Annotated in this window: 1 protein-coding gene; it reads right to left on the reverse strand. The window is 36.3% G+C overall.

Translation table 11 applies throughout. The features are described from left to right. Positions 1-1067: MBOAT family O-acyltransferase (locus tag C6H22_RS08975; RefSeq protein WP_233707104.1), on the reverse strand; the 1067-nt coding region annotated here is incomplete at both ends.

Here is a 1067-nt window from a genome sequence, read left to right on the forward strand (position 1 = left end):
AATAACAATATATGAACTTTCACTAATAGCTTGCGCCCACTCCCCAAACCTAATCCCCACACCATAAGTCTCCCAAGCATGAACAAACCCTAGCTTAGATTCTAAAAACTTAGGTAGGATTATCACTCCCCCAAACATTCCTTTTAAGAGATTCATCGCTCCTTGTATATTTTCAGCCCTAAAAAATACCCAAGCAATATTGACAAAGTTAAAGGTAAGAATCCAACATAGCACTGTATATAGTTTTGTTTTCATAAAGCCTAGATAGATTCTTGCAAAGCTATAGCGTTGTGTTGTAGAACATAAAACATGGTTATCTTGTTGTGTGCTAACACAAGAGCTTAATTGGTGCATAGTAAGGTTTTTTGCCATAGGAGATGTGTGTGGATTTACAGAGGCACTAGAGGTAGTATGGAATTTAGGGTGTGTAGTGTATTGTGTATCAATACCACAAGCTTCCATATCATTAAAAGCCTTAGTATTACTAAGAAATTGCTTACTCTTAGATTCTAATCCTTCATACCACCATGTATAGATTCTATGCACTACCATAGCCACTCCATGCATACAACCCCATATAATAAACCCCCATCCTGCACCATGCCATATGCCACTAAGAAAGGCTACAATAAAAAGATTTCTTAGGGTGAGAATCTTATTGATTAACACATAATGTAGGGCATTTTTGTATTTTTCATTGCGATTACCACCAAGAGGGATATACACATACTCTTTTAAAAACCTTCCTAAGGTAATATGCCACCTACGCCAAAAGTCTGTGATACTTAAGGCTTTGTATGGAGAGTTAAAGTTACGTGGCAATACAATCCCAAAGAGCAAACCTAATCCTATTGCCATATCACAATACCCACTAAAATCAAAATATAATTCAAAGGTGTAGCTAAGGCTTGTTGCCCAAGATTCAAAGAGATTAAGCATTTGACCTTTTTGCACTGCACTATATCCTGCATTTGCCCATACAGCAAAACTATCAGCAATACATACTTTTTTGAATAACCCAATAGAAAAGATAAATAAGCCTTTGGCTATGGACTCATAAAAAGAAT

The organism is Helicobacter equorum (assembly GCF_900198655.1).
Taxonomy (GTDB): domain Bacteria; phylum Campylobacterota; class Campylobacteria; order Campylobacterales; family Helicobacteraceae; genus Helicobacter_F; species Helicobacter_F equorum.